This window comes from Methanococcus mangrovi, from assembly GCF_054506835.1.
The window spans coordinates 1,341,849-1,364,694 of record NZ_CP197114.1; the positions used below are offsets into that span (position 1 = coordinate 1,341,849).

Annotated in this window: 25 protein-coding genes; 5 read left to right on the forward strand and 20 right to left on the reverse strand. The window is 34.5% G+C overall.

All coding sequences use genetic code 11. The features are described from left to right. Positions 1-9: 9 nt before the first annotated feature. The 6 genes from ACS5L2_RS07215 to ACS5L2_RS07240 are packed head-to-tail and all read right to left on the reverse strand — an operon-like array spanning position 10 to position 3,878. Complete coding sequence (locus ACS5L2_RS07215) at positions 10-426, reverse strand: 4Fe-4S binding protein (protein WP_459201339.1); 417 nt, start codon at positions 424-426, stop codon at positions 10-12. A 13-nt stretch (positions 427-439) separates the two neighbouring features. Beyond that, complete coding sequence (locus ACS5L2_RS07220; protein WP_459201340.1) at positions 440-943, reverse strand: 4Fe-4S dicluster domain-containing protein; 504 nt, start codon at positions 941-943, stop codon at positions 440-442. Between the two features lie 27 nt (positions 944-970). Then, positions 971-1,867, reverse strand: a complete 897-nt coding sequence (gene porB / locus ACS5L2_RS07225) for a pyruvate synthase subunit PorB (RefSeq protein ID WP_459201341.1) — start codon at positions 1,865-1,867, stop codon at positions 971-973. Positions 1,868-1,883: 16 nt separating this feature from the next. Next, entirely contained in the window at positions 1,884-3,047 is a 1,164-nt protein-coding gene (gene porA, locus ACS5L2_RS07230; protein WP_459201342.1) for a pyruvate synthase subunit PorA, read from the reverse strand. Positions 3,048-3,068: 21 nt separating this feature from the next. Further along, positions 3,069-3,326 carry a pyruvate synthase subunit PorD gene (gene porD / locus ACS5L2_RS07235; RefSeq protein WP_459201343.1) on the reverse strand — a complete coding sequence of 86 codons (258 nt, stop codon included), beginning with the start codon at positions 3,324-3,326 and terminating at the stop codon, positions 3,069-3,071. A gap of 21 nt (positions 3,327-3,347) precedes the next feature. Beyond that, on the reverse strand, positions 3,348-3,878 hold the full coding sequence (locus ACS5L2_RS07240; protein ID WP_459201344.1) for a pyruvate ferredoxin oxidoreductase subunit gamma: 531 nt from the start codon (positions 3,876-3,878) through the stop codon (positions 3,348-3,350). A 203-nt stretch (positions 3,879-4,081) separates the two neighbouring features. Here ACS5L2_RS07240 and ACS5L2_RS07245 point away from each other — a divergent pair, with 203 nt between their 5' ends. The 3 genes from ACS5L2_RS07245 (at position 4,082) to ACS5L2_RS07255 (ending at position 5,686) form a co-directional block, all read left to right on the forward strand. Continuing rightward, positions 4,082-4,945 (forward strand): YitT family protein, encoded by an 864-nt coding sequence (locus ACS5L2_RS07245; protein ID WP_459201345.1) that lies wholly within the window; start codon positions 4,082-4,084, stop codon positions 4,943-4,945. Between the two features lie 73 nt (positions 4,946-5,018). Next, positions 5,019-5,324 carry a DUF357 domain-containing protein gene (locus tag ACS5L2_RS07250; RefSeq protein ID WP_459201346.1) on the forward strand — a complete coding sequence of 102 codons (306 nt, stop codon included), beginning with the start codon at positions 5,019-5,021 and terminating at the stop codon, positions 5,322-5,324. Positions 5,325-5,344: 20 nt separating this feature from the next. Next, positions 5,345-5,686, forward strand: a complete 342-nt coding sequence (locus ACS5L2_RS07255) for a DUF555 domain-containing protein (protein WP_011171453.1) — start codon at positions 5,345-5,347, stop codon at positions 5,684-5,686. A gap of 117 nt (positions 5,687-5,803) precedes the next feature. Here the strand turns inward: ACS5L2_RS07255 and gatA are convergent, their stop codons facing one another. The 4 genes from gatA to ald all read right to left on the reverse strand — a co-directional run bounded on the left by gatA (position 5,804) and on the right by ald (position 11,125). Further along, positions 5,804-7,099 (reverse strand): Asp-tRNA(Asn)/Glu-tRNA(Gln) amidotransferase subunit GatA, encoded by a 1,296-nt coding sequence (gatA, locus tag ACS5L2_RS07260; RefSeq protein WP_459201347.1) that lies wholly within the window; start codon positions 7,097-7,099, stop codon positions 5,804-5,806. 155 nt (positions 7,100-7,254) lie between these two features. Next, positions 7,255-8,616, reverse strand: coding sequence for a sodium/alanine symporter AgcS (gene agcS / locus ACS5L2_RS07265; protein ID WP_459201348.1), 1,362 nt, complete (start codon positions 8,614-8,616; stop codon positions 7,255-7,257). Positions 8,617-8,827: 211 nt separating this feature from the next. Next, positions 8,828-9,949 carry an alanine racemase gene (gene alr, locus ACS5L2_RS07270; protein WP_459201349.1) on the reverse strand — a complete coding sequence of 374 codons (1,122 nt, stop codon included), beginning with the start codon at positions 9,947-9,949 and terminating at the stop codon, positions 8,828-8,830. A 54-nt stretch (positions 9,950-10,003) separates the two neighbouring features. Further along, positions 10,004-11,125: an alanine dehydrogenase gene (gene ald, locus ACS5L2_RS07275; RefSeq protein ID WP_459201350.1), complete on the reverse strand. Its 1,122-nt coding sequence runs from the start codon at positions 11,123-11,125 to the stop codon at positions 10,004-10,006. A gap of 311 nt (positions 11,126-11,436) precedes the next feature. Between ald and ACS5L2_RS07280 the strand changes: the two genes are divergently transcribed. Beyond that, complete coding sequence (locus ACS5L2_RS07280) at positions 11,437-12,756, forward strand: prephenate dehydrogenase (protein WP_459201351.1); 1,320 nt, start codon at positions 11,437-11,439, stop codon at positions 12,754-12,756. A gap of 93 nt (positions 12,757-12,849) precedes the next feature. Here ACS5L2_RS07280 and thsA read toward each other — a convergent pair whose 3' ends face one another. The 7 genes from thsA to wtpB form a co-directional block, all read right to left on the reverse strand. Then, positions 12,850-14,478 (reverse strand): thermosome subunit alpha, encoded by a 1,629-nt coding sequence (thsA, locus tag ACS5L2_RS07285; protein WP_459201352.1) that lies wholly within the window; start codon positions 14,476-14,478, stop codon positions 12,850-12,852. Between the two features lie 119 nt (positions 14,479-14,597). After that, positions 14,598-14,828, reverse strand: coding sequence for a hypothetical protein (locus ACS5L2_RS07290; protein WP_459201353.1), 231 nt, complete (start codon positions 14,826-14,828; stop codon positions 14,598-14,600). A gap of 17 nt (positions 14,829-14,845) precedes the next feature. After that, complete coding sequence (locus ACS5L2_RS07295) at positions 14,846-15,961, reverse strand: PhoU domain-containing protein (protein ID WP_459201354.1); 1,116 nt, start codon at positions 15,959-15,961, stop codon at positions 14,846-14,848. 180 nt (positions 15,962-16,141) lie between these two features. Then, entirely contained in the window at positions 16,142-16,813 is a 672-nt protein-coding gene (locus ACS5L2_RS07300) for a segregation/condensation protein A (RefSeq protein WP_459201355.1), read from the reverse strand. An 18-nt stretch (positions 16,814-16,831) separates the two neighbouring features. Further along, on the reverse strand, positions 16,832-17,434 hold the full coding sequence (locus ACS5L2_RS07305) for a site-2 protease family protein (protein ID WP_459202630.1): 603 nt from the start codon (positions 17,432-17,434) through the stop codon (positions 16,832-16,834). A 151-nt stretch (positions 17,435-17,585) separates the two neighbouring features. Then, a complete protein-coding gene (locus ACS5L2_RS07310) occupies positions 17,586-18,527 on the reverse strand; it encodes an ATP-binding cassette domain-containing protein (RefSeq protein ID WP_459201356.1) in 942 nt (313 codons plus the stop codon). Between the two features lie 12 nt (positions 18,528-18,539). After that, a complete protein-coding gene (gene wtpB, locus ACS5L2_RS07315; RefSeq protein WP_459201357.1) occupies positions 18,540-19,307 on the reverse strand; it encodes a tungstate ABC transporter permease WtpB in 768 nt (255 codons plus the stop codon). A 164-nt stretch (positions 19,308-19,471) separates the two neighbouring features. On the opposite strand from wtpB, the gene hypB reads away from it, so the two are divergent. Continuing rightward, positions 19,472-20,146 carry a hydrogenase nickel incorporation protein HypB gene (gene hypB / locus ACS5L2_RS07320; protein ID WP_459201358.1) on the forward strand — a complete coding sequence of 225 codons (675 nt, stop codon included), beginning with the start codon at positions 19,472-19,474 and terminating at the stop codon, positions 20,144-20,146. A 33-nt stretch (positions 20,147-20,179) separates the two neighbouring features. Here hypB and ACS5L2_RS07325 read toward each other — a convergent pair whose 3' ends face one another. Genes ACS5L2_RS07325 through ACS5L2_RS07335 form a run of 3 tightly spaced genes read right to left on the reverse strand, consistent with a single transcriptional unit; the run spans position 20,180 to position 22,846 of the window. Next, positions 20,180-20,599: a DUF2120 family protein gene (locus tag ACS5L2_RS07325; protein WP_459201359.1), complete on the reverse strand. Its 420-nt coding sequence runs from the start codon at positions 20,597-20,599 to the stop codon at positions 20,180-20,182. 9 nt (positions 20,600-20,608) lie between these two features. Continuing rightward, positions 20,609-21,631 carry a UPF0104 family protein gene (locus ACS5L2_RS07330; RefSeq protein ID WP_459201360.1) on the reverse strand — a complete coding sequence of 341 codons (1,023 nt, stop codon included), beginning with the start codon at positions 21,629-21,631 and terminating at the stop codon, positions 20,609-20,611. Between the two features lie 48 nt (positions 21,632-21,679). Then, positions 21,680-22,846: a preprotein translocase subunit SecD gene (locus ACS5L2_RS07335; protein ID WP_459201361.1), complete on the reverse strand. Its 1,167-nt coding sequence runs from the start codon at positions 22,844-22,846 to the stop codon at positions 21,680-21,682.

Consider the following 22,846-nt stretch of genomic DNA (forward strand, 5'->3'; position numbering starts at 1 on the left):
CGAAATAAATTATTTTCTTGATGTTAATTTCTTAAGTTTTGAAACAAGTTCCGCTCTTTTATTTTCAATTGTATTCTCGTAGTAATCAAGCGCTTTTGTAGGGCATACTTCAAGGCATACTTCACTGCCTCTTTCAACACAGCCGTCACATTTTACTGCAACTTTTGCGCATTTATCAATCAGTATTGCTCCAACAGGACATACTTCAGCACATAATGCACATCCAACACATTTTTCAGATTCTATTATTACCTTGTCATCTATCTTCTTAATTGCATCTTCAGGACATACATTAAGACATGGTGCATCTTCACAGTGCATGCATCTAATGGGAATTCCTTCAAACACGTGAATTGCGTTTATAGGACATGCCCTTTCACACTTTTTGCAATCTACGCATAAGTCAATATTTGGCATTACCTTCATAACTTCACCAGATTTAAGGATTACATCTTGACGATGCAGTAATTAATGAAAGGAGTCCTTTTTTCTTTTTGGATTTTCCTTTAGGGCCTAAAACTGTCAAATTTTCAATATTTTTCAGTTTTTTATCCATTACTAATTCATCGACATTTACAACATCGAGACATCTTTTGCTGCATGCTTTAACACATGCCTGTTCATCTCTTCCAAAACACAGATCACACTTGTGTGCAGTCTTTCCGCTGATATATATTGCACCAAAAGGACATGCCATTGCACATAACCCGCAACCTATACAGGATTCTTTATCAAGGTATATTACGCCATCTTTTGATTCTATAGCAGAAACAGGACATACATCCATGCAAGGTGATGAAGTACAGTGCTGGCAAACTACAGGCAAATATCTTCCTTCATGCTCCCAAATGCTAATTCCACTCACTTCGTGAACTTCAGAACATGCCTTGACACAATCCCCGCAGTTATCGCAAGCTTCATTTACCATCATTACTTTTTTCATGATTGCACCTTAAAAAATATATGTTAATTAAAGACCGTATTCATCACATTTTGAGTCAATAATCTTTTGAATTACTGAAATATCCTCAGGAGTTAAGTGCCTGTATCTTTTCTGCAATTTTAAGTATTCTTCAACTGGTTTTCTTTTTAATGGCTTGTAATTTAACTTAAATTCGCCATTTTCGATTTCAAAAAGTGGCCAGAAACCTGTTTCTACTGCAAGTCTTCCAAGTTCAACTGTTTTTTCAGCAGGGTAACCCCAACCGGTAGTACAAGGTTGCATTACCTGAATAAATGCAGGACCGTTAATTTCACATGCTTTTTTAACTTTATTCATGAAATCTTCAGGGTAGCTTATTGATGCTGTTGCAACATAAGGAATTCCGTGAGCTGCCATAATCATTGGCATGTTCTTTTTAGGCCTGTTTTCCCCACGAATAAGGCTTCCTGCAGGTGAAGTAGTTGTTGATGCAAGGTAAGGTGTTGAACCACTTCTTTGAACACCGGTATTCATGTAAGCTTCGTTATCGTACATGATATATACCATATCGTGTCCTCTTTCCATCGCACCACTTAATGCTTGAAAGCCGATATCTGCAGTACCGCCGTCACCACCAAATGCGATAACGTTTACTTTTTCTTCACCGTATTTTCCTTTTTTTCTCTTTAAAGCAGCTACTGCTCCTTCAACACCACTTGCTACTGCTGCAGCATTTTCAAATGCAACGTGAATCCAAGGAACTCTCCAAGCAGTTTCAGGATAGGGTGTTGTCATAACTTCAAGACAGCCCGTAGCATTTGCAACGATTGTGTTTTTTCCAGCAGCTTTTAAAGCGAGTCTTGCAACAATTGCCGCACCACAACCTGCACAACCCCTGTGTCCTGGGGCAAATAATTCTTCTCTTGGAAATTGGCTTCCAGTCATAATATCACCAAATAAATTATTCTTCCTTCAATCCGACCCAGTTTGTTTTTCCATCTTCAGATGTTTCGACATCTTCATATATTTCCAAAATGTTTTCAGGGGTAATGTCCCTTCCACCAAGACCTACGATGTAATTTACGGTCTTTTTATCTTTCAAATGTGATGCAACGTCAGCATAAATTGCACCTTTGTTCATACCAAGGCTTATGCTTTTATCAAGAATTGCAACATTCTTAGCATTTTTAAGCGCATTTTTAATCATTTCAACAGGAAGAGGTCTGTAACATCTTATTTTCAATAAACCGATTTCTACGCCTTCTTTTTTCTTAAGATCGATCATATCTTTTATTGTTCCACAAATTGAACCCATTGCAATGATTACGTTTTCTGCTTTTTCTAAATTGTAACCTTCGACAAGCCCGTTTCCGTAAGATCTGTTGAATTTTTCTGCAAAAGCATCGTGAACTTCAGCAATAACTTTTTCAGCGTTTCTCATTGCAGTTTCTATTGCATACCTTGTTTCCATGTAGTAGTTTGGATCACCAAGGGCACCTTGTGTCATTGGTTTTTTAGGGTCCAAATACGCATGTTTTGGTTCATAGGTTCCGATAAAATCGAGTACATTTTCCTGTTTTGGAACTGTAACTGGTTCTACAGTGTGGGTTAAAATAAAACCATCTAAGTTTACCATAACTGGAAGAAGAACTTTTTCGTCTTCTGCAATTTTAAATGCTTGAATAACTAAATCTAAAACTTCCTGGTTGTCTTCAGCGTATAGTTGAATCCATCCTGTATCTCGTTGAGATAAACTGTCTTGCTGGTCATTCCAAATGTTAATTGGTGCAGACAATGCCCTGTTTGCATTCATCATTACAACTGGAACCCTCATTCCTGCTGCTGAAAATAAAACTTCGTGCATTAATGCTAAACCTTGTGATGATGTTGCAGTAAATGCTCTTGCACCTGCTGCACTTGCTCCAATACTTGCACTCATTGCAGAATGTTCACTTTCTACTTTAATGTATTCTGCGTCTAATTCACCATTAGCTACAAAATCTGCAAGCTTTTCTACACATGTGGTCTGCGGTGTAATTGGATATGCTGCAATAACATCTACATCTGCAAGCTTTGCAGCTTCAGCAGCTGCAGAAGTTCCCGTGATAACCTTAACTTCAGACATGATATCCTCCTTAAATCAGAATTATTTTTCTTCCCTTTCTGCTTTTATCGCTTTTACAGGACATTCTTTCTCGCAAATAAGACATCCCTTACAGTAATCGTAATCAATTTCGAATTTTCCTTCTTTTTCTTGTATGCAACCTTCAGGACAGAAAATGTAACAATTTTCACATTTTACGCATTTATCCTGGTTTAAAACTGGTTTGAATACCCTCCAGCTTCCAGTTTTATTGTTTGCTGAACTTCCGGGTTCATAAATAATCGTTCCTGTGTTTACCATGTACTCACCTTAAAATGATAATTACAGACCTTTTATTAAATTATACGCTTTTTCAGCTGCTTCTGCGTTTTTAGGCCCCAATTTACCAGGAAATGTTTCTAAAATTGCTTTTTTAAGTGAATCAATAGTAACTTCTCCAGTAAGTCCCGCAAAAGCTCCACAAAGTGTCGTGTTTACGATAGGAACTCCAAGAACGTCCAATGCGATTCCTGTGGCATCTATTGTCCTTATATCGTACCCATTAAGCTTTATGTCTTTTAAAGTGTTTATTATAATTTTTCCACCGTCTTTGAGCCCGCTTGTAACATCTACGGAATCCATCAAAGTTGGGTCCTGTACAATTACGTAATCCGGTTCATAAATCTGGCTTCTCAGTCTTATTTTTTCATCGTCAATTCTTGTAAACGCCATTACGGGAGCTCCTCTTCTTTCTACACCAAAAAATGGAAAAGCTTGACAGAACTTACCATCGTAGAATGCAGCTTTAGCAAGAATCTGAGCTGCTGTTACTGCACCCTGGCCTCCTCTTCCGTGGAATCTAACTTCTATCATTAATTCACCTCAAAATGACCTCTGCAATGAAACCAATAGTCACAATCATCATGATTAATCGTTACAATTATTATTATATAAATGTTTTTACGGTTCATATATTGTCGAAAAAATCCCCGTGTATATGCGAATAAATTACGTTATTTAACGTTTAAATATCATGATGGATTTATATCAGATTCAAAATAAAATTAGTGGGTAGTATGGAAAAAAAACTTTTAGATACATTAAACACGTTTTTAAAATATATACTGATTATAATAGGCTCCGCTGTTACCGCGTGTGCACTTGAGCTGTTTTTGGTCCCAAATAACCTTATAGATGGAGGTGTTGTCGGAATATCCATCATGTTAAGTTATATTACAAAAATACCGCTTTCAGCATACATTTTAATTTTAAACATCCCGTTTTTAATCGTTGGATATAAACATGTTGGAAAAAATTTTGTAATATCCACCCTATTTTCAATAGCCTGTCTTTCTGTGTTTACCTCGATATTTGAAACGATGTCTAAATTTACAGATGACCTGTTTTTAACGTCTGTTTTTGGAGGGCTTCTTTTGGGAATGGGGGTTGGACTGATAATTAGATACGGCGGCTCCCTTGATGGTACAGAAATCGTTGCAATAATATTTAGTAAAAAAACATCATTTTCAGTTGGCGAAATTGTCATGTTTTTTAACGTCTTTATCCTTGGAAGCGTAGGGTTTCTTTTTGGATGGGATCGGGCAATGTATTCCATTATAACATATTTGATAGCATTTAAGGCGATAGATTTAACGATAAAAGGTTTTGACGAATCAAAAGCTGCAATTATCGTTTCAAATAACCCTGACCAGCTCGCACACGAAATAATGGAAAAAATGCAGAGAGGCGTAACTTACCTCGAAGGAAGTGGGGGATACTCTAAAAACGAAAAAAAGGTTTTATATGTCGTAATTAACAGGCTTGAAGTTTCAAAATTAAAATCAATCGTCAATGAGTTCGATGAAAACGCATTTGTAACAATAAGCGGGATACACGAAGTAATTGGTGGAAAAGTCAAGAAAAAAAGGTTTCACCATTAACCAACTTATAAATAAGATTATTAAAAATAGTATATAAAATACCTAAAATTAAGTAAAATTATCCCGTGATTGAATGAAAAAAATTGATAATATTATTACTGATGAAAAAATAGAAAATTACTTTGAAAGAACAAAAGAAGCAATATCAATTATAAAAAACGGATTACCGCCCGAAAAAAGTCTTTTATCAGACGTTGCTTCCGACTTTTTGGTAATGATCGATTGCTATTTTGAAGATGCAAAAACATTTATAGATAGAGGGGATTATATAAATGCATTCGCTTCGTTGAATTATGCTTACGGCTGGATTGATGCCGGAGCACGGCTCGGAATTTTTAATGTAGGAGACGACGACGTGAGATTTACATTAGCAAAATAGCGAGATTTCGGTGAGATAACATGGGAAATTACCACGTAACATTGCAAGCGTCATATATTGCAAAAAACGTTGAAGATGTAGAAGATGCAATCGGGGTTGCAATATCCCAGATTGGAAAACTTCTAAATAAAGGAAGCTTGGACTACGTAGACATTGATGTTGGGCTTACCATATGTCCAAAATGTGGTGAACCAATCGATTGTGTACTTGTAGTTGCAAAAACAGCAATTGTAGGTATTTTACTTTCGATGAAAGTTTTTAATGCAGAAAGTCCTGAACACGCTGTAAGGATTGCAAAATCATCAATCGGAAGAGCTTTAAAAGATATCCCGTTAGAAGACGTGGATGTCGTAGAAATCTAAATTTTTCTCTTTTTTTAACTTTTAAACGAATTTTATATTGCAAACTAATTTTTAGATAAAATTATCTTTGATAATTTAAAAAATGTAAAAAAGTCTAAAAATCAATAAAAAAATAATTTAATAATTTTTTTCAAACTCAATCATTGCACTGAGTACTTTTTCATCTTCAAGAGGTGCTCCTTGGATTTGTAATCCTACTGGAACTCCACTGATATTTCCACATCTAACAACACCTGAACATATTCCACAGATGTTTGTTGGAACTGTTAAAACGTCATAAGCATACATTTCCATTGGGGAAACATCTTCACCGAGTTTGTGTGGGAGTTTTGGTACAGTTGGGCCAACTATCAAATCAGCACTGTTGAAAAGTCCAAGCATTTCTTTTTTCATTGATTTTCTTGCCTGAAGTGCTTTTTTGTAGTATTTTCCACTGAATTCCTGTTCACTGATATGTTTTCCAATCAATATTCTTCTTAAAACTTCTTCGCCACAGGCTTCTTCGATGAATTCTCCGTATCTTCTTCCATCGTATTTTCTTGTTGCAGAGAAGAATTCAACGTAGTTTATGAGATAGTACGTTGGAAGAGCTAAATCGATATATTTGTAGCTTAAATCAACAATTTTACAGCCCATATCTTTGAAAACTTCAATTCCTTTTTCAATTTCGTTTCTGATTTTTTCATCAGTTACATCCATGAATTCTTTTACAACACCAACTTTGTAATTTGAAATATCCTTTTTTTCGAATTTCGGTGTTTCGAGTGAAGTGCTGTCCGACCTGTCGATACCTTTTATTGCGTTTGTTAAAACTAATGCATCCTCTGCATTTTTGGTTAAAGGACCAATCTGGTCAAAACTCATTGCAAGGTCGCACAAACCCTGCCTTGAGACCACACCGTATGAAGGTTTGAATCCCACAATTCCACAGTGGCTTGCAGGATTTCTAATACTTCCCCCAGTGTCACTTCCAATTGCCATGTCGCACAAATCTGCAGCAACTGCAGCAGCACTTCCAGAGCTACTTCCACCAGGAATTCTGTCCATTGCAGCAGGGTTTTTCGTTGGGCCAAAGTATGAAGTTTCACCACTGCTTCCACTTGCAAACTCATCCATGTTTGTCATTCCAACAATCAAAGCTCCTTGGGACCTTAATTTTTTAACCACTGTTGCATCATAAGTTCCAACATATTTTTCAAGTGTTTTTGAGGCACATGAAATTTTGTAGCCTTTTACATTTATGTTCGATTTTACCGCAATTATTTTTCCGTAAAGGGGTTTATTCTTAAGAGCGTCGTTTTTTTCTAATTCTTCTGCTTCTTTTAGAACTTTCTCGCCATTAACATCGATAAAAGCATTAACATCAGACTTCTCGATTTTTTCCAAGTAATCGGAAACTCTGTCCGTAATCATTTAAATCACCTAAATTACAAGTCCTATAGATTTATCCATTTTACGTATAAAAAAGTATTGAGAAATTATCATTTCAAAAACCGATGATTATAAAATTGATTTAAAGTTCCTTTAAAATTCAATAAACAAAAAAGATAAGATTTTTAGTAGTTAATTTAAGCTTTGTTGGTTTCTTTCCTTCTGATTTCGTTGAAAGCTTTTGTTTCACTAACAACTACACCTGAAAGTAACAATAAACCGATCAAGTTTGGAATTGCCATCGCACCGTTTAATGTATCTGCAATGTCCCATACAAGTGGTAAGCTTGCGGTTGCACCCCAGAAAGCAACTAAAACAAATGCAATTCTGTACAATCTAATTCCTTTTGTACCGATTAAATATTCGAAACATTTTTCACCGTAGTATGACCATCCAAGAACTGTTGAGTATGCGAAGAAGATCAAACCGATTGTAACAATCATTCCACCCATTGGCATCAATGCGTCAAATGAAGCTGCGGTTAAAGTTGCACCTGTTAAGTCAGCAAGACCCGGTAATGCTTTTAAACCTGCGATTGTTAAAACTAATCCTGTAATTGAACATACAATGATTGTATCGAGGAATGTACCAGTCATTGAAACTAATGCCTGTCTTCCAGGGTGGTCTGTTTTAGCAGCTGCAGCTGCAATTGGTGCGGAACCAAGACCTGCTTCGTTTGAGAATACACCTCTTTTAACCCCCCACATGATTGCGGTACCGATTAATGCACCGAATCCTGCATCGAAGTTAAATGCTGAGGAAACTATTGTCGCAAACGCTGGAATAACGTAACCTAAGTTCATTAAAATAATAGCTAATCCACCTAATATGTAAAATACGGCCATGAAAGGTACGATAATTCCTGTAGCTTTACCGATACTTTTAATACCGCCTAAAATAACTGCAGCTGTAAATATTGCAAGAATTAACCCAGTAATTATTGGGTCAACACCAAAGTTTGAAGCTACTGCATCAGCAACTGAGTTTGTTTGAACCATGTTACCGATACCAAATGCAGCAAATGCACCAAAGAATGCAAATGCAACCCCCAAAATTTTTCCAAGTCCGTGGTTTGGAAGACCTTTTTCAAGGAAGTACATTGGACCTCCTGCCATTTCTCCATTGTCATCAACAGTCCTGTATTTAATTGCAAGAACTGCTTCTGCGTATTTTGTAGCCATTCCAAAGAATGCAGTGACCCACATCCAGAATATTGCTCCAGGTCCACCGAGAACGTATGCTGTTGCAACCCCTGCGATGTTTCCTGTACCAATTGTTGCTGCAAGCGCAGTCATCAATGCCTGAAAGTGCGAGATGTCCCCTTCTGAGGTTTCATCCTGATGTTTTGAAAATGCAAGTTTTAGTGCGTATGGCAATGTATGGATTTGCATGAAACCCAACCTGAGTGTTAAAAAAATCCCTGTACCCAAAAGGAGTACGAGCATATAGGGACCCCAAACAAAACTGTTAACAACTGAAACAAGCGAAACAAAATCCACTATTTCAACTCCAAATGTTTTAATTTTAATGTTTAATCATTACAGATGTACCCACAATTTTATGTTATGGGACATTTATATGAATTTTTATTTTGAATTTTGCGGCCACCGGAATGCATATTCCGATAGTATATAACATGTACAGATTGGTATATAAATGTAACGGATTTAAATACTTGAATTTATAGATTGTTGAAACTAAAAAAAAGAGTTATTGTAGGTATTTTCTTGGAACTCTACCTGATACCATGCAGACGAGTTCGTAATTTATAGTTCCCAATTTTTTACCAAATTCTTCTATCGGGATTTTTTCATTTCCATCGGTTCCAAATATTGTAACAACGTCACCCACATGAACATTTTCAATATTTGAAACATCTATCATGCACTGGTCCATACATATTCTACCAATAACAGGAACCCTTGATCCGTGAATCAGGACGTATCCATTCTTTAACATTCTTGTAAATCCATCAGCATAACCAATTGAAAGTGAAGCAATTTTTGATTGTGATTTTGTTTCAAATGTGCATCCATAACTTATTTTCGTGTTTTCTGGAACTTCTTTTACGTGAGTTACGAGAACTTTCAAACTCATCGCAGGTATTAAATTAATCCGTTCCTTGTGAACTAATTCTGAGGGGTAAAGTCCATAAAGGATAATTCCTGGCCTTACTAAATTAAGATGTGTTTCAGGGTGATCAATTATTGCAGCGCTATTTGATGCGTGTTTTATTGGAATAAAAATTTCATTTTCTTCAAGATCATGCAGAAAATTCGTAAATCTTGAAAATTGCATTGTAGTATATGTTTTATCAGAATTGTCCGCATCGGCAAAATGCGTGTAAATTCCTTCAACTTCAATATTTTTAAGTTCTATAATTTTTTGTATGGTTTCTATCGCTTCTTTTTCAGGCAAAAATCCAAGCCTTCCCATTCCAGTATCTACTTTGATATGGATTTTTGAATGTTTTCCTAATTTTTCAGCAATTTTTTGAATTGAAATCGCGGTTTCAAGTGAATATACTGTTAAAGTTATATCATTTTCAACCATTTTTTCAATTTCTTCTTCAGTACAGTAACCAAATACCAATATTGGACATGTTATTCCTGCATTTCTCAATTCAAGAGCTTCTGTTGAACGTGCAACTGCAAGCCTATCTGCCCCGTTTTCAAGGCATACTTTTGAAACTTCGACTGCACCATGCCCATAAGCATTTGCCTTTACTACCGCCATTACCTGAGATTTGGGGTTTGTAATCCTTCTTATTTCTTTGATATTGTTTTTAATTGCGTTTAAGTCAATTTCTGCCCAAATTGGATGTGAAACCATAAACTTCACCTTCAAACTAAAAATGTTGCTTTTTAATGAATAAAAATAAAATAATTATTCATTTAAAGCTTTTTCTGCTGGAGTGTATGGAAGGTCGTGTGCTTTTGCAACTGCTTCGTAAGTTACTTTTCCGTTAATGGTGTTTAATCCTTTTAATAAAGCAGGGTTTTCAAGTAATGCTTGTTTGTATCCTTTATTTGCTATCTGTAAAGCATAAGGAAGTGTATCGTTTGTTAATGCGAAAGTTGAGGTTCTCGCAACTGCTCCAGGGATGTTTGCAACTGCGTAGTGGATAACCCCGTATTTTTCGTAAGTTGGGTTGTCGTGGGTTGTGATTCTGTCGATTGTTTCGATTGATCCACCCTGGTCAATTGCAACATCAACAATTACTGAACCTGGCTGCATTGTTTTAACCATTTCTTCTGAAACTAATTTAGGAGTTTTTGCGCCAGGAATTAATACACATCCTACGAGTAAATCTGCTTTTTTAACTGCTTTTGCAATGTTATAGTTGTTTGACATTAATGTCGTGATTTTGTTTCCAAAAAGTTCGTCTAAATATGCGAGTCTTCTTGTGTTAACATCCAAAATTGTTACTTTTGCGCCCATACCTACTGCAATTTTAGCAGCGTTTGTACCAACGATTCCCCCACCAACGATTACAACTTCAGCAGGTTCTACTCCTGGAACACCACCTAATAAAACACCTTTACCGCCTTCTTGTTTTTCTAAGTATTGTGCACCGAGCTGGATTGCCATTCTTCCTGCAACTTCACTCATGGGAGTTAAAAGAGGTAAACTTCTGTCAGCAAGCTGAACTGTTTCGTATGCAATTCCCGTGATTTTTTTGTCGAGAAGAGCTTGTGTAAGCTGTGGTTCTGGTGCCAAGTGTAAGTATGTGAATAATACCTGTCCTTCTTTGAAAAGTTCAAATTCTGATTTTAAAGGTTCTTTAACTTTAATAATCATTTCTGCAATGTCAAATACTTCTTTTGCAGTTTCTAATATTTCAGCACCTGCAACAACATATTCTTCATCAGTAATTGCGCTTCCAAGACCTGCACCTTTTTCGATGTATACTTTGTGTCCTGCTAAAATGAAAGCTTCTACACCTGCTGGTGTGATAGCCACCCTGTTTTCATTGTTTTTAATTTCTTTTGGTACTCCAATTAGCATATCAATCCCTCTTTATCTACATCTTTTGTATTTTTTTGATAAGTTACTGCCACCTAATACGGCAACATCGTATTTATCACTTTCATGGGATTTTTGAGTTCATTTATATACTCAAGAGTTAGAATGTAATAATCGGGCATTAGTTGTTACAAAATAATACACATCCATTTTTTATAATAGAGCCCTATTATGAAAAAATTATAACAAATTTGACGGAATTTATAAAAAAATGTAAAAATTTTATTATGGAAGAATAATTTATACAATAAAAGAGATAAGATAAACCAATCAAACTGAGAATGGAAAAAATCATGATAATTTCGATAATTGGCGGAACTGACGGGCTTGGAAAATGGTTTGCATCATTTCTTAAAAATAGGGGCTATGATGTAATCGTATCTGGAAGGGATGTAATAAAAGGAAAAGAAGTTGAAAAAGAACTTGGCGTAACTTATACAAATAACAATATCAATGCTGCAAAAAAAGGGGATATTGTAATAATTTCTGTTCCGATAAACGTTACAGAATCAGTTATTAAAGACGTTGCTCCGCACGTTAGGGAAGGCTCACTTTTAATGGATATAACTTCAATAAAAGAAAGACCTGCAAAATTGATGAATGAACTTTCAAAAAGTGGCGTATTTGTACTTCCAACTCACCCGATGTTTGGGCCAGAAACTCCTTCATTAAACAGGCAAGTTGTAATACTCACACCAATTGAAAAGGAAAAAAATCCGTTTTTTGAAAAAGTTAAGGACTTTTTAGAAATTGAAGGTGCAAAAGTAATTGTTGTTTCCCCAAAAGAACATGATAAAATCATGGGCGTAGTTCAAGGATTGACCCATTTTGTATATATCTCACTTGGTTCCACTTTAAAAGATCTTGGAATAGATATTAAAGAATCCAGAAACTTTGCATCCCCAATTTACGAACTTATGATTAATATTATTGCAAGGATAATCGGCCAAAACCCATACCTCTATGCAGATATTCAGATGCACAACCCCCAGATAAAACTCATTCACGATACATTCATTAGAAACTGCGAAAATATAAGTGAAATTGTCCAGAACAAAGATAGAGATAATTTTGTAGAAAACATGAAAAATTCTGCAAAACATTTTGGAAATGAAACAAAACGTGGACTTAACTGTTCTAACAAAGCAGTTTATGCAATTTCAAAAGAAACTGAAAAATTAATTAAATCTGTTGGAAAGGAAATCGGTTTAAAACATATCTATTCTGAAAACGTACACTACGGTATTTTAAAAGAAGTTTATGCGGACAATATCGTTTTAAAACAGAATGAAAAGGAAGTAATTTTAAATATTTCAAATGTTTCCTTGATGGAAAATAAAGAACTTGAAGAATGGAAAATTGAAAATTTAGAAAAATATTTCGTAGATATTTCGGTATTATTTAAAAAAAACGTTGATTTAAGCATAATTCTTGAATTGTTAACTCATAAATTTGAAATCAAAGTAATTGATACATATTCTGGAGATAAAATTGATAAAGATGAATTAAGTGCAACTTTCAGAATAAATTCTTACGAAAAAGAAGATTTGAAAAAATTGGAAGAAAATTTCAATGAAATTATTGAAAATATCGGCGGAAAATTAAGATATTAATTTTACATATTACCCGAAAAACCGAATACTTTTTTAAATATATTTAAATCTATAAATATTAGTTTCCAAAAATAAAAAAAGAGGGAAAGGGAATTACATCATTCCTGGCATTCCGCCCATGCCTCCCATTCCGCCCATGTCGCCCATGTCAGGAGCTCCTCTTAATTTTTCTGCAGCAATTACATCGTCGATTCTGAGTAACATTTCTGTTGATTCAGCTGCTGACTGGATTGCTTGTGTTTTAACTCTTAATGGTTCAACAACACCGTTGTCGCACATGTCTTCAACTTCTCCGGTGAATACGTTTAAACCTGCGCACTTGTTGCCGTTGCTTGCGTGTGCTGCTCTAACTTTAACGAGGATTTCGATTGCGTCGAGTCCTGCGTTTTCAGCTAAGGTTCTTGGGATTACTTCTAAAGCATCAGCGAACGCTCTAACTGCGAGTTGTTCTCTTCCGCTAATTCCTTCTGCGTATTCTCTTAATTTCATGGATAATTCAACTTCTGTTGAACCTCCACCAGCTACGATTCTACCATCTTCGATAGTACATGCAACTACACCAACAGCGTCATCTACTGCTCTTGCAACTTCTTCGATAACGTGTTCAGTTGTACCTCTGATGAGCATTGTAACTGCTTTTGGGTGTTTGCATTCTTCTACGAAGATCATTGAATCTCCGGAGATTTTTCTTTCTTCAACAAGACCAGCTTCACCTAAATCGTCAGCTGATAAGTCTTTGATGTTTGTAATTACATTAGCACCTGTAGCTTTAGCTAATTTTTCCATGTCGGATTTTTTAACTCTTCTTGCAGCTACGATTCCTTCTTTAGCTAAGTAGTGTTGTGCTAAGTCATCGATTCCTTTTTGGCAGAATAAAACGTTTGCACCGCTTGCTTTGATTTCAGCAACCATGTCTTTTAACATTTTTTCTTCTTGTTCGATGAATTCCATTAATTTTGCAGGGTCAGTGATTCTGATTTCTGCGTCGGTTTCGGTTTCTTTGATTTCAATTGCACAGTTTAAGAGTGCAATTTTTGCGTCAACAACTTTTTTAGGCATTTGAGCGCTTACTCTTTCTTTGTCAACTAAAACACCTTTAATTAATTCGGTGTCGTCTATTGATGCGCCTGATTTTTTCTCGATTTTGATTAAATCTTTGTCAACTTTTCCGTCTTCGTCAACTACTGCTGAAACTGCATCAACGATGATGTCAGCTAATTGTTCTTTAGCTTTTTCAGCACCTTTTCCTGTAATTGATGTCATTGCGATTTTTGTTAAGATTTCTTTGTCTTGAGCTCCAACGTCGCAAGCAATTGCGTTTAATAATTCTTGAGCTTTTTGAGCTGCCATTTGGTATCCTTTTACAACAATTGTTGGGTGTACATTTTGGTCCAATAATTCTTCAGCTTTTCTTAATAATTCGCCAGCAACTACAACAGCGGTTGTTGTACCGTCACCAACTTCTTTTTCCTGTGTTTTTGCAACTTCGATTAACATTTTAGCTGCAGGGTGTTCTACACTCATTTCTCTTAAGATTGTAACACCATCGTTTGTAACAACAACGTCTCCTAAGTCGTCAACTAACATTTTGTCCATTCCTTTTGGACCGAGTGTTGATCTTACTGTTTCTGCGATGATTCTTCCTGCTAAGATGTTCATTCTTTGAGCATCTCTTCCCATGTATCTTTTCATGTTTTCAGGTAAAACTCCTGGTTGTGCCATAATAACACCTCTTTTTTCAAAATGTTGATTGGTAAAATGTACTGCTTCGGTATGTATATGACTATGAGGGTATATATAAAGATTACGATTTGATTTTTTTAAATAATGTAAAAAAAGAGTTATTCATTGAATATTTTAACTATACGCCCTATATCATTATTTAACCATTCAACAACCTTCCCACAAATCCTTAATTCTTCAAGCAATGCAGTTTTTTCAATATCTGTATCTGAAACATCCCTAACTTTCACTTTCTTAACCCCTCTGATTAATTTATATTCTCCAAGGTACTTTTCAAAATCGCTATCTGTAACGATGTATTTTCCTCGATTAATCGAATAAATCCTCATAAAACCACCAAAAACTATTATTCTGTCGTTATGTTAATCAGGATATCCGCATCTGTATGTTTTGATATAAGTTCATTCAAATTATTTTTAATATAAAATGTATCAAAATTCTTTCCTAAAATTCCAAAAAACTTTTTTTTCTTTATATTTACATTGCATATACATTTTAGCTGATTTTCTTCAGGATAAACTTCTAAATCAAACGTATGCTGAAAATTATCCAAATATTTATCTAAAAAATTACTAACATCCTGAATTACCATTGATTTTTTAAATTCAATATCCTCTTCAGGTTCAAAACATGCTTCAACGAGTGAATCTATTTCCTCATTAGTTGGAGCTTTTATTTTCAACTGTTTTAAAAGACTTTCTCTATCAAAATCCTGCTTTAATACTTCTTTTTTGTTTTCTATCCCCACTTCAGGATAATTATTTGAAAAAAACTCCATATCAATTTCATCAAGGAGGTATACTGAAACTTCAAATTTATCCATATTCTTACGTATTTCTTCATCGAAAACTTCAATGGCAGATTTACCTGCATAACTCTCCAGACCAGATTTTAAACAGGCAAACTCAGGTTTTTTATTGTTGTAAACAGTGTAAAATTCATCAATAGAATATCCTTTCAAGGTTTCTTTTGTATCCTCGCAAAGTTTTTCAAATTCCCCAATGCAAACCTTAAAAGCATCTGATCCACTGTGATTTTTCAAAAAATACATCGAAATCAGGTTTTTTATTGCTGACGTTAAATACTCTCCAAGCGTGCTGAAATATTCTATTTCTTCTGAAGAATACGATATATCTTCGTTTAAAGTTTTACATGCAATATCAAGAGCAGTATTTCTAATTTCCTTGAATTTCGTTAAAATCTTGATTATCGACATTACAATTTTTAAATCAGATGCAAAAACTGGCTGTTGAAGTGCGATTATCGTTATACACTTTTTTTGAATCTCATTTGATATTTCTTCTGCGGAACTTATTGACTCGATTACAGATTTTGCTTTATTTTTATCGTTTGCTACATGTGCAAAAACAGCATTATTTATCCCGTTTGCAGTGATTTCTCCAATACCGACTATCGAACTGTCTATTTTTTCCATGTCTCTTAAAAATGATTTTCTTAACATACCACAACCCTACTTTATTCATATTACATGAACATATATTCTATTAATTATACTTTTGTTCAAATAATATGTAAAGTTTTCGAAAAAAATCAGTTCATAATATATTTAAGACTGTTAAAATAGTCAAATTTTAAAAAATTTATTACAAAAATTAAAAATAAAAATATAAAAAAGTAGAAATTATTTCTTCAATTTTAAATTCATTTCATCAAAAAGATTTTCCTGGTCGATATCAATCTTTCCATCGTTTGCAAGATATAAAGCAGGCAAAAAATTCTTTATAACTTCTTCTCTTGTCTTAAATTTGTTTTGAAACGTAAATTTACCGCCGGACTTTTTAAGTTCTAAAACCAATAATTCCATGATATCTGAAATATCGTCTTCTTCAATCATTTCTTCAACAAGATTGTACAGTGCAGTTGGCCTTACAACTTCCCGCTTTTTTCTCGGCTTTGTTTCCTTGATTTTTTTAAGTTCCGTTTTAAGAGTACTGATTAAACCATCTAAAGTCATACTTTCAGGATTAATCTCTTTAAGAGTTTCTTTTTTGGGTTTTTCTACCGCTTCAGGCTCGATGTAGTCATCATCGCGGTAATCATCTTCATAAACTTCTTCCTCTTCTTCTTCATTAAATGCAGTTTCACATTCACCATAGAGAACTTGGGATTTTAACCTTAAAAGAATTCCTGCAACCAAAACAACATCTGCAGACAACCGTATGTCAAATTTCCGGAGTTCTTTTATTGTTCCGAGGTATTCGTCAGTTATTTCTGAAATATTAATGTTCCAGGGGTCAACATCCTTTTTTTCAATACTTTCTTTGATGATTCTAACCCAGAGGTCAAACTCCATATTATCATTCCTTAAATTTTAGACGAAGAAATAAAGAAGAACAAGAGGAATAAAAATTACAGCCCAGACTAAAAAGTTCCACCGCATAACTTTCGACCCGTCAAATGGATATATTGGAATCATGTTAAACATTGCCAAAAATATGTTTACAAAGTATCCATAACTTGAAATGTAAATTGAATGGCCCATATATGTTATTACAGGTATTGGAAGAATTAAAAACAAAACTGCAAGTACGATATTTGTAAGGGGTCCTGCTATTGAGATTAAACCGTTTTCTTTTGTAGTTAAGTATTCTTTATGAATATATACCGCACCTGGCGCAATAAACGTAAATCCAAGAATTATTTTTAAAAATATTGCAATTGCAAGGCCTTCGTACCATGCCCTAAATTCGCTCCATGCTCCAAAATGTCTTGCAACAGTCCTGTGAGCAAGTTCGTGAAAAATAAATGCAATCCCAACAGTAAATAATGCCGCGATAAATTGCAGAAAAAATCCCAAATCAAGCGTTGGAAATCCTCTCGGCCAGATTACAACAAGCGCTATTGCAACCGATGAAATCAGCAGGTCTTTTAATTCAATTTTATTAAATCCAAAAATTCCCCTAAATGACATTATTTTTCACCAGATACAAAAATTAAATTCCTTTTAAAAATACCTGTCCTTATCTTTATTTAAACTACTTAAAATAGTAAGCGCTCTTAATATAAATAACACCAAAAAAATAAAAAAAATTCGCCTAAATAATTAAAAAACTTGAAATTTTTAACTATTGATTTATTGAAACTTTTCTTCTATACTGGAGTGATACATCATCCCCTACATCTACAGAATTTTCGCCATCAGTTATAGTTTTTACAACCGCATCCCCAATATTTACCCCTACTTTTTTATAATATCCAAAATCAACCATTGATTCAACTTTTCCAATGATATTTTCCCCATTATCTGAATCTGAATGCTTTTTAACTATTATTTCCTCTGGAGCTACTGCAAAAGTTTCGTCTTTATCAGTTATAACATTGTATCCCAAAAAATTAGCTATTTTTTTATTTTTAGGACTTTTAAAGATTTCGGAACCTCCAAAATCATTTAATTCACCGTTTATTAATATTGCAATCTGGTTTCCAAGTGTTTTTGCTTCGACAAAATCGTGAGTTATATGTATTACAGGAACCAATTCTCCGATTTTTTTCAATTCGGAAATTACGTTTTCTTTTATATTTGTATCGAGTGCAGAAGTTGGCTCATCGAGAAGTAAAATTTTAGGGTCGAGTACAAGTGCCCTTGCAATTGCAACCCTCTGCTGTTCCCCACCGCTCAAAGTTGTCGGCCTTCTATCGAGTATATGTGAAATATGTAAAAATTCAGCTATTTCAACTACTTTTTTTTCAATTTCGGATTTTGAATATTTTCTAAGTTTCATCCCGTAGGCAATATTATTATAAACGTTCATGTTTGGAAATAACGCGTAATTTTGGGGAACGTATCCAAAATTCCTTTTTTCTGGAGGCATTTCGGTTATGTCTTCACCATTAAAGTATATTTTTCCAGAATCGGGTTTCAAAATTCCCGTTATGCACTGGATTATAACCGATTTTCCTGCACCGCTTGGACCAAGCAATATACAGTAATTGTTTCCAATTTCTAAATTTACACTTTTGAGCTGGAATTCTTTCCATGATTTAGACAAATTTTCTAACTTAAGCATGATAACACCAAATTATTTCTTGTTATATCGTACAAGCCGAAATACTGAAAACAAAATTATACTCAGTACAATCATGATAACAGAAATTGGCTTTGAAGAACTAAGCCCATATTCATTGAATCTATCTAAAATTAAAACTGGCGTTGTCTTTGGGAAATACGCGACAATCAATATTGCACCAACTTCGCTGATACCCCTTGCAAATGTCAAAATACTGCCAGAAACCAGGTTATTTCTAATTAACGGGAGAGATATGTTAAAAAATGTCTTCATTCTCGAAGCACCAAGTGTTCTTGAAACGTTTTCAAGGTCCTCCTCAACCATTAAAAATCCATCTCTTCCACTGTTTACCATGTATGGAAGTCCAACGTAAAGCATTACTACAACGATTCCCCAGAAATTGTCCACAATTTCAAAACCTATGTCTTCAATTCCCCTTCCAATTGAAGTGCCGTAAAAAAAGGCTAAAATCATGATACCGATTACAGAGTGAGGTATTGCCATTGGAATGTCTACAACTGCCTCAACTACATTTTTTCCAGTGAAACTGTACCTTGCAAGCAAGTAAGATAAAGGAATTCCTAAAAAAATTGCCAATACTGTTGCCGTACCTGCTGCTTTGATACTTACAAAAAGAGATTTAATTACCTCTGAATCATGAATTGCACCGGGTACATTTCCAGGATTCAAAATCATATTTAACAAGGGCAGCAATACAAATGAAAGTAAAAATAGTGAAATTACAAAAAATAATAAATTAAATCCTTTATCTGCCTTCAAATTATCACACCACACCATATTATATGTAAATAGCTTGGAATTAATATATTAAAGTGATGGTAATTAAATGCAGTTAATCGTTTTTTAAATAATACCCTTTTTTATAAAATAAGATTTGAAATTATCTATACTTCTAAGTTATGGCTAATTTAAGGTGATGGATAATGCATTTTGTCGATGTTTTGAATATCGGAAAAGACATAATTAAGGCAAACAATAAAAATGCCGATAAAAACAGGAAAATATTAGAAGACCACGGGATTGTTGCATTTGATTTCATGGGAGCAATTGGAAGCGGTAAAACCCTTTTAATTGAACACTTGATTAATAAATTAAAAGATGAATACAAAATCGCGTGTATTGCAGGAGATGTTATTGCAAAATACGATGCTGGAAGAATGGAAAAACACGGTGTTAAAGTAATTCCATTAAATACCGGTAAAGAGTGCCACCTCGATGCACACCAAGTCGGACACTGTTTCCATGATTTAGACCTTGATAATTTAGATATTATTTTTATTGAAAATGTTGGAAACTTGATATGCCCAACAGACTTTGATCTTGGAACACACAAAAGAACCGTTGTTGTAAGTGTTACAGAAGGGGACGACACCGTTGAAAAACACCCTGAAATCTTTAAAACTGCTGACTTAACAATCATTAATAAAATCGACATTTGTGAAGCTGTTGGTGCAGATCCACAAAAAATGTTAGAAGACGCGAAAAAAATCAACAAAGACATGGAAGTTCTACTAACTGCCATAAAACATGAAAAAGGCGTTGATGACGTTGTTGAATTTATTAAAAAAACAATTGAAGAAGTTAAAAATAAAAAATAACTTAAATATTTCACTTTATTTTTTTTAAATATTTTAGACTATAATTACTTCGACAAATTTCGGGTCTTTTGAATTTTTTTCATACCACATACTGATTCCAACATAGGTATCCCCTTTTTTCCCAACAACATAGTCACAATCACATCCAATTGCTTCAAAACCACTCTTGACACCCTCAAATGCAAATTCATCGGTGTAAGTTTCTGAATCACCAATTAAATCGTTTATTTTTGCAGCCATGCTGAGTATGTCATCCTCACTTGCCAATTCAAAACCGTTTTGAACGAGTTTTTGTGTTAAATATTCTTTTATACTGCCAAAGTTTTCAACTTCTTTGTCCCTGCATACACTGCGTACCGAAAGAACTCCTTCGTTATTAATTACCGGTTTTGAACCTTTAAATGCGTCCATTGATTTTATGATTCTTCCCATCATGACGTTTAAATTATTCATACTATCCACCTAACTTTCAACTTCGTAACCTTTTTCATTTGACTTCTTTTTTATTATTTTAAATGCAATTGAACCGATAATTGTAACCCCGATATATGATATCGACCTGTCAAGAAGCATTCCTGCCGCTGCATTTGAATAAGGAATTTTAAAGAAAGAATACATTGCAATCATTGCGGTATCACTCGTTCCAAGACCTCCTGGAAGAGTTGGCAATATTCCAACAAGTAAAGCCACAAGGTAAGTTGATGCAACTGAAATAAATGCTACATGTGTACTTATTGCAATAAATAATACGTAAATTCTAAAAATATCTAATATCCACCATAGTGATGAAATTAAAAGAGCTGTAATCATCCCCTTTTTATTTCCTTTGAAGAAAATCATTGTTTTTTGGAATTTATTTATCGTATCTTTTATTTTCTGTTCATTCAATGTTTTAGAAGAAAATTTAGTAACAACTTTTGCAATCTGGAGCGTTATTTTAAAAGCCCATTCTTTGTGCATTGCAAGATAAATTATAGAAACTGTTAATACCATTACCAAAATCCACGCCAAAACAAAAGCTTGAGTGTAAACTACGCCCTTTAAAGCAAAGTATATTATTACAAAAAAGCTGAAAATCAAAAATATAACACTATCAAGTATTCTTTCGATTATCACTGCTGAAAATGAAACGTGGTACGGGATTTTTTCTAATTTTGATAGGTAATATGCTCTAAATGGCTCACTACCCCCTTTCATTGATGGAGTTACGTTATTTATAAATTGCCCCATTGTAATTAAAAGAATAAGATTTTTAGAGCCTGCACTATGGCCATTTAATTTTAAAAGGTAGTTCCACCGCACTGAAAGGACATATAAGGTTACCAAATAGATAAAAACAGCGAATAAATAAATTCCAACATTTGCCGATGCTAAAACTGCATAGACCTCAAAAATGCCTATTTTGTAAATTATAAATGAAATTATGGAGATACCGAGCCCATATACAACAATGTTTCTTAAAAGCCTGTGCTGTTTTCTGTCCATTTAATCCCCAAAAAATAAAGTAAGTGATTTTTATTTAATTAGTATTACTTACTGTTTTAATACATATTGTATAATTCTCGAAAATGCAGGTCTTGAAATTGAAATTCCCATTAAAACACCTGCAATTGTAGTTATTGCAAACCCTTTGAGCATTCCAATACCCATTACAAATAATGGAAGCATTGCTGCAATCGTTGTAGCCGCTGCACCGAATATAATGAAGAACGCCCTTTTAATACTTTTGGTTACTTTTTTAGCTTCACCAGCAATTGTTTCGTCGGTGATAACTATCTGGTGGTCAACACCAGTTCCTACTGCTGCAATAATTCCTGCGATTGATGCAAGGTCAAGTTTCCAGTCAATAAGTGATGCAAAACCCAAAATTAACAGAACTTCTGAAAATCCAGTTATTAGAATTGGAAGAACTATCTTTGGATTTTTGTATCTAAATGAAATAACTGCTGCAACAGCAATGAATGCAAGAAATCCTGCAATTACTGATCCCTTTATAAATTCTGAACCCAAGGTAGGGGACACAGAACTGATATATTCGATATGTACTTTTACAGGAAGCGAACCAGATTTCAGAGCAGTGTAAATAACCCAAGCTTCGTCAATGTCATCTTCAGTTGGGTTTGACCCTGCAACCGTGATTACCTGATTTTGGTGTATGTTTCCATCAGCAAGGTCTGCTGAAAGAAGTGGGGCACTTATTGATTTATTATCCATGTAGAGTTCTACGGGGTATCCTCCTTTTCCGTAAGCAACTTCTGCAAAGTTTTGTGCTCCCTCGAGAGTTAATTTAAATCCTACCCCGTAACCCGAAGCAGTTATTCCGGGTTCTTCGACATATGATACATCCTGTCCAGTGTATGCAGTTTGGTTATCAATTACTGCAGTAAATACCCCTTGTTGGGTTAAAATCTTTTGTATTCTTTCTAAATCCGCACTTTCAGGTATTTCAATAACTATCTCGTCACTACCCCTCGGATAAATTCTAACATCACTAAGTCCGTTTGTATTGAGCCTGCTCGTTAATATTTCATTTACAGTCGTCATTTCAGACTCTGAAAGTTCTGATTCAGTCTGTAAAACTATTGTAGAACCCCCACTTAAATCTACACCAAAGGAAATTCCTTTAAATGTAATAAGTAGCAAGGAGGCCAAAATACATACTAAAAGAATTATTACTTTAGGGTCTTTTAGCAATTTCAT

Excerpts from the sequence above, each read along its gene's own strand:
- ACS5L2_RS07215 (WP_459201339.1), bottom strand. The coding sequence starts at position 426 with ATGAAGGTAATGCCAAATATTGACTTATGCGTAGATTGCAAAAAGTGT.
- ACS5L2_RS07220 (WP_459201340.1), bottom strand. The coding sequence starts at position 943 with ATGAAAAAAGTAATGATGGTAAATGAAGCTTGCGATAACTGCGGGGAT.
- porB (WP_459201341.1), bottom strand. The coding sequence starts at position 1,867 with ATGACTGGAAGCCAATTTCCAAGAGAAGAATTATTTGCCCCAGGACAC.
- porA (WP_459201342.1), bottom strand. The coding sequence starts at position 3,047 with ATGTCTGAAGTTAAGGTTATCACGGGAACTTCTGCAGCTGCTGAAGCT.
- porD (WP_459201343.1), bottom strand. The coding sequence starts at position 3,326 with ATGGTAAACACAGGAACGATTATTTATGAACCCGGAAGTTCAGCAAAC.
- ACS5L2_RS07240 (WP_459201344.1), bottom strand. The coding sequence starts at position 3,878 with ATGATAGAAGTTAGATTCCACGGAAGAGGAGGCCAGGGTGCAGTAACA.
- ACS5L2_RS07245 (WP_459201345.1), top strand. The coding sequence starts at position 4,082 with ATGGAAAAAAAACTTTTAGATACATTAAACACGTTTTTAAAATATATA.
- ACS5L2_RS07250 (WP_459201346.1), top strand. The coding sequence starts at position 5,019 with ATGAAAAAAATTGATAATATTATTACTGATGAAAAAATAGAAAATTAC.
- ACS5L2_RS07255 (WP_011171453.1), top strand. The coding sequence starts at position 5,345 with ATGGGAAATTACCACGTAACATTGCAAGCGTCATATATTGCAAAAAAC.
- gatA (WP_459201347.1), bottom strand. The coding sequence starts at position 7,099 with ATGATTACGGACAGAGTTTCCGATTACTTGGAAAAAATCGAGAAGTCT.
- alr (WP_459201349.1), bottom strand. The coding sequence starts at position 9,949 with ATGGTTTCACATCCAATTTGGGCAGAAATTGACTTAAACGCAATTAAA.
- ald (WP_459201350.1), bottom strand. The coding sequence starts at position 11,125 with ATGCTAATTGGAGTACCAAAAGAAATTAAAAACAATGAAAACAGGGTG.
- ACS5L2_RS07280 (WP_459201351.1), top strand. The coding sequence starts at position 11,437 with ATGATAATTTCGATAATTGGCGGAACTGACGGGCTTGGAAAATGGTTT.
- thsA (WP_459201352.1), bottom strand. The coding sequence starts at position 14,478 with ATGGCACAACCAGGAGTTTTACCTGAAAACATGAAAAGATACATGGGA.
- ACS5L2_RS07290 (WP_459201353.1), bottom strand. The coding sequence starts at position 14,828 with ATGAGGATTTATTCGATTAATCGAGGAAAATACATCGTTACAGATAGC.
- ACS5L2_RS07295 (WP_459201354.1), bottom strand. The coding sequence starts at position 15,961 with ATGTTAAGAAAATCATTTTTAAGAGACATGGAAAAAATAGACAGTTCG.
- ACS5L2_RS07300 (WP_459201355.1), bottom strand. The coding sequence starts at position 16,813 with ATGGAGTTTGACCTCTGGGTTAGAATCATCAAAGAAAGTATTGAAAAA.
- ACS5L2_RS07310 (WP_459201356.1), bottom strand. The coding sequence starts at position 18,527 with ATGCTTAAGTTAGAAAATTTGTCTAAATCATGGAAAGAATTCCAGCTC.
- hypB (WP_459201358.1), top strand. The coding sequence starts at position 19,472 with ATGCATTTTGTCGATGTTTTGAATATCGGAAAAGACATAATTAAGGCA.
- ACS5L2_RS07325 (WP_459201359.1), bottom strand. The coding sequence starts at position 20,599 with ATGAATAATTTAAACGTCATGATGGGAAGAATCATAAAATCAATGGAC.
- ACS5L2_RS07330 (WP_459201360.1), bottom strand. The coding sequence starts at position 21,631 with ATGGACAGAAAACAGCACAGGCTTTTAAGAAACATTGTTGTATATGGG.
- ACS5L2_RS07335 (WP_459201361.1), bottom strand. The coding sequence starts at position 22,846 with ATGAAATTGCTAAAAGACCCTAAAGTAATAATTCTTTTAGTATGTATT.